The sequence below is a fragment of the Halochromatium roseum genome (assembly GCF_016653315.1).
In the GTDB taxonomy this organism is placed as follows: domain Bacteria; phylum Pseudomonadota; class Gammaproteobacteria; order Chromatiales; family Chromatiaceae; genus Lamprobacter; species Lamprobacter roseus.
Genome location: NZ_NHSH01000002.1, coordinates 1 through 3631, shown reverse-complemented (window position 1 = coordinate 3631; position 3631 = coordinate 1). Strand labels below are relative to the sequence as shown.

Here is a 3631-nt window from a genome sequence, read left to right as displayed (position 1 = left end):
CGTCTCGGCAACCATTGATAAGCTTGCCCGCAAGGTCCGCCGTGTCTTCGACTACCTGGGTATGACAGCGAACTCCAACCCCCGTGCTGCCCAAACAGCTCCCGTTGGCTAGAACGGATTTGCCGTGCTTTTGTGACCTAGATTGCTTGACGGCATCAAACGCTTGCAGATGCGTCAAGTTTTGTATGCACTGCAGCAAATTCATGTCTCGTCGGTCTGAGGCGGAGCCTCGCTAGACCCAGGCTGACGGATTTTTCTGGGGCTTGGGTTACATCCCCAGTGCAGACATCTGCGATTTTGGCGGTATAGCCGTGTGCAAACTTTGACCGTTTAGGCAAGGTTGCTTCAAAACCTTAACCAAAACAGGCCTAGCGTGCCGGCCAGGGGAGGCTTCCTAACAAGGTTATCCACAGCGGTCGTGGACAACTCGAGCGTAACCCGAGTGGCCAACCCTGGCACGATCGCGCGCGAATAGCGATGCGCTCAGGCAGCAGGGAGAAGAATGCGCTCTGGGATTATGTGAAGTGATGGGACTTCATACCCATTTCCTTCCATAGACTTGTGACTTTACATAAAAAGGATTATGCGTACAAGGCGCCATTTGGATAGTGGTGCTCTCAGGGATTGGCGGCCGTGAGCTCCTCGCGCAACACGCGGCGCAGCGTGCTCTCAAAGTCGGCGCCGCTCTGGCGCTCCATGTGCTCGCGCAGGGCCTCGTTGATGAGGGTTTGGTAGTTGCCGCCGCCGCTGACCCGTGCGCGGAACCACTCGATGATGTCCGGATCAAGCCGGATGGTGATCCGCTCCTTGTTGCTCTTAACGATGGCGCCGCGCTGGCTGTTGGTGAAATCGTACTCGTCTCGCATGGGTTCAACCTTGCTCATAGTGCCGACGCTCGGCAGGCGTTGCCGGACGGGCGGAGATGATGCGGATGGTCTGCTGGTCGGGCTGCGCGTAAACGACCAGCAGGACGCGCCCGAAGGCGTCCATACCGGTGATCAGGAAGCGCTGCTCCGCGTGGTGGTCAGGGTCTGGCATCGAGCAGGACAGCTCGTCGTAGAAGACTTCCACGGCATCCGCGAAGTCGACCCCGTGCTTGCGCCGGTTCGTCTGGCGTTTGGTTTCGTCCCACTCGAAGTCGGTGTCCATGCATCCCAAGTGTATGCACAATTGCCCGACATGAACAGCGCTATGGCCATCAGGCAGTAGGAAAAAGAATCCAGCTTGAACATCCTGTCATCGCCCTGCCGCGTCGCCCAACTGACCCACCCCGGGGGTTGGAGCCGGACATTTCTACTTTGCGCAGCACTGGACATCTGTCACTCGCGCTGACACCAACGTTGCAATACTGGTGCAACGTTTCCCTAGGACCTCCCGATACCACTACAAGAGAAGCTTGCGGACGGCCTCAACGACGCTGTTCCGCGACCGCACAAAGCCAAAGCATCGCTGATGCAAGCGCGAAGGTTGAGCGGCATCAGTCTCGACAGGCTCGATCAGCAAGGCCTCAGACGCGCTCAACGTCATCACTACGGCGCTCCCATCAGGCAATTCCCAAACGCGCAGCGTGGCAGTTTCATGCTTCACAACGGCCGTCTTGGTCCGCTCCAAGAGTGCATCAAGATCAATGGTCGACAGCTTCAGATTCATCGTCTTCGATCAGCCGCCTTTTTTGTTGCGCAAGGAGGAGAACACTCAGGATGGATGATCGGCTGTGCGAGAGAATGCAGACAAGCCCCAATGTGGAGACTGCTCGCGCTGAGGCGTCTTGGACACCGTCAACAGAAACGGCACTCAAGGCCAGCAACGGGCTTGCGGGGCGACACCCTTGCGCCTAGGCTTGCTGAAGATTTCCAGAAGCCGGCGCAGCCCATGGCGACCATGAACGTCAGCATTTCGGACGCGATCCGCGATGCTTGCAACCGCGCGTTTCTCGAACAGAACAAGCGTGCTGCGATTGCTCGCGGGATGCAGCAGACCATTGCCGAGGCCGAGCAGCAGCGTCGGCGCCAAGTGGCCTTCGAGCAGCTCTCAGCGGCCCGGCTCGAGCGGCCCGCGCTGACCGATACGGCCGCCCGCGCGGTGCGTGAATCGGGCCGGCCCTGATGGCTGCATCCCCCTCTATCAAGCAAGGTCAACCGGCTGAGCGATTCAATCGTTGCTGACGTCACATCCACAGGCGATCAATCACATGCAACGACTCGAGATCACCACCCGAATCGCCGCCGACGGCATCCTTCATCTGCCGGTGAAAGCGTTTGCCGATCAGGAGGTCCACATCACAGTCACGCCGGCGCCCGTCCAAACAGCCTCAGCGAAAGCCCCCTTGGTCGGCGCGGATGCCTTGCGCAAGGCCAGGGAAATCGGCTTTGTCGGAAGCTTCGAGGCCGAAGTCGATATCTCGTCGCGCTATAAGGAGCATCTGGACTGGTCGGACAAAACGTGATCATTGGCGATACTGGATTTTGGGTGGCTTTGGGAAACCCCAAGGACGACCGCTCACGCGCTCGCCGTCAGGGTCTTCAGCAGCCTCGAGGAGCCGTTGATCACGACCTGGCCGGTGATGACCGAAGTCTGCTACTTACTCTTGAAAAGACTCGGTATCGCAGCTCAGCTGCAGTTCATCGAGCTGTATCGGCAGGGTGTCTTCACCGTGCTCGACATCGACTCAAGCCAGGCTGAGCGTCTGGAAGCCTTGATGCAAACCTACGCGGATCTCCCCATGGACCTCGCCGATGCGTCCCTTGTGCTGTTGTCTGAAACCTTGGGCCACGGGCGTATTCTGATTACAGACCGCCGCGATTTTCATATTTACCGGTGGAAGAATACCCAGCCATTTGAGAATCTCTCGCGATGAACGCGTTGTGGGCGCGGTAAGCCCCCACTCAGCGGAGCCTGCGGACCGAACTGTCTTCTTTGCGCCGCGCGGACGTCTGTCAATTGCGCTGAGAAGGGACACCTCGAAGCTCAAGCTGAGCCAGGTAGCCAGGTGCCCGACTCCAGATCAAGCGTCGCCTGATGCTCCACGGCAATCCGCACCCAGATCTTGTCGATCCGAAGACAATCCCCGAGGCTCAACGCCGGTTGCTCCAGACCATAGCTGTGATCGTAGAGGTCATGGAACAGCCAGCAATGTGCGACCTGGTTGAGACGCCCTGGAAAACAACGGACCGTCTCCCGGTAATCAACACCCTCCCGTTCGTGGTTGAGATCGCCTTTCAGGCTGAAGCGGCGTTCGGTGAGAAACGAATCGCTGTCCTCGTCGTAGTCCGGATCATCCTCGCGCAACATGAAATGCAGGATCGCCTCGATCTCGAAGTCATCCAGCGGGTCATCGGGATCAGCCACACGCGCTTCCAACTGTGGGCATAGGGTCTGGCCAACCTCCTGAAGATGGCGTGCTAGGAACGCCAGGCGCTCATTGAGCTGTACCAAGCGTTCGATCTCCTCCGATGTGAAACCCGCCTCGTCATCAGTAGGGTCCGGCCCCAGGCCATCATCAAGCGCCTCGGCCTTGCGGCACAGGCGTTGGCAGGCGTGCTCGAGTTGAAACAGCTGCTCCCTGAGGCTGGAGAGTTGTTCACGCTGTTTGGGTGGCATCAACATGACTCACTGAGGTCTGGGCCGGATC

Annotated in this window: 6 protein-coding genes; 3 read left to right on the top strand and 3 right to left on the bottom strand. The window is 58.8% G+C overall.

All coding sequences use genetic code 11. The features are described from left to right. Positions 1-617: 617 nt before the first annotated feature. Both CCR96_RS00080 and CCR96_RS00075 read right to left on the bottom strand, forming a co-directional pair. On the bottom strand, positions 618-884 hold the full coding sequence (locus CCR96_RS00080; protein WP_242518235.1) for a BrnA antitoxin family protein: 267 nt from the start codon (positions 882-884) through the stop codon (positions 618-620). Beyond that, complete coding sequence (locus tag CCR96_RS00075; RefSeq protein WP_201215001.1) at positions 871-1149, bottom strand: BrnT family toxin; 279 nt, start codon at positions 1147-1149, stop codon at positions 871-873. The genes CCR96_RS00080 and CCR96_RS00075 overlap by 14 nt, the downstream gene beginning before the upstream one ends. 723 nt (positions 1150-1872) lie before the next feature. Between CCR96_RS00075 and CCR96_RS00070 the strand changes: the two genes are divergently transcribed. The 3 genes from CCR96_RS00070 (at position 1873) to CCR96_RS00060 (ending at position 2857) form a co-directional block, all read left to right on the top strand. Continuing rightward, positions 1873-2106 (top strand): hypothetical protein, encoded by a 234-nt coding sequence (locus CCR96_RS00070; protein WP_201215000.1) that lies wholly within the window; start codon positions 1873-1875, stop codon positions 2104-2106. Positions 2107-2191: 85 nt separating this feature from the next. Continuing rightward, positions 2192-2446: a hypothetical protein gene (locus tag CCR96_RS00065; protein WP_201214999.1), complete on the top strand. Its 255-nt coding sequence runs from the start codon at positions 2192-2194 to the stop codon at positions 2444-2446. Between the two features lie 96 nt (positions 2447-2542). Further along, complete coding sequence (locus CCR96_RS00060; RefSeq protein ID WP_242518234.1) at positions 2543-2857, top strand: type II toxin-antitoxin system VapC family toxin; 315 nt, start codon at positions 2543-2545, stop codon at positions 2855-2857. 110 nt (positions 2858-2967) lie between these two features. On the opposite strand, the gene CCR96_RS00055 is transcribed toward CCR96_RS00060, so the two are convergent. Continuing rightward, a complete protein-coding gene (locus CCR96_RS00055; protein ID WP_201214998.1) occupies positions 2968-3600 on the bottom strand; it encodes a hypothetical protein in 633 nt (210 codons plus the stop codon). Positions 3601-3631 lie beyond the last annotated feature (31 nt).

What these genes read in the sequence shown, in the direction of transcription:
- CCR96_RS00075 (WP_201215001.1), bottom strand. Translation starts at nt 1,149, where the DNA reads ATGGACACCGACTTCGAGTGGGACGAAACCAAACGCCAGACGAACCGG.
- CCR96_RS00080 (WP_242518235.1), bottom strand. Translation starts at nt 884, where the DNA reads ATGAGCAAGGTTGAACCCATGCGAGACGAGTACGATTTCACCAACAGC.
- CCR96_RS00070 (WP_201215000.1), top strand. Translation starts at nt 1,873, where the DNA reads ATGGCGACCATGAACGTCAGCATTTCGGACGCGATCCGCGATGCTTGC.
- CCR96_RS00055 (WP_201214998.1), bottom strand. Translation starts at nt 3,600, where the DNA reads ATGCCACCCAAACAGCGTGAACAACTCTCCAGCCTCAGGGAGCAGCTG.
- CCR96_RS00065 (WP_201214999.1), top strand. Translation starts at nt 2,192, where the DNA reads ATGCAACGACTCGAGATCACCACCCGAATCGCCGCCGACGGCATCCTT.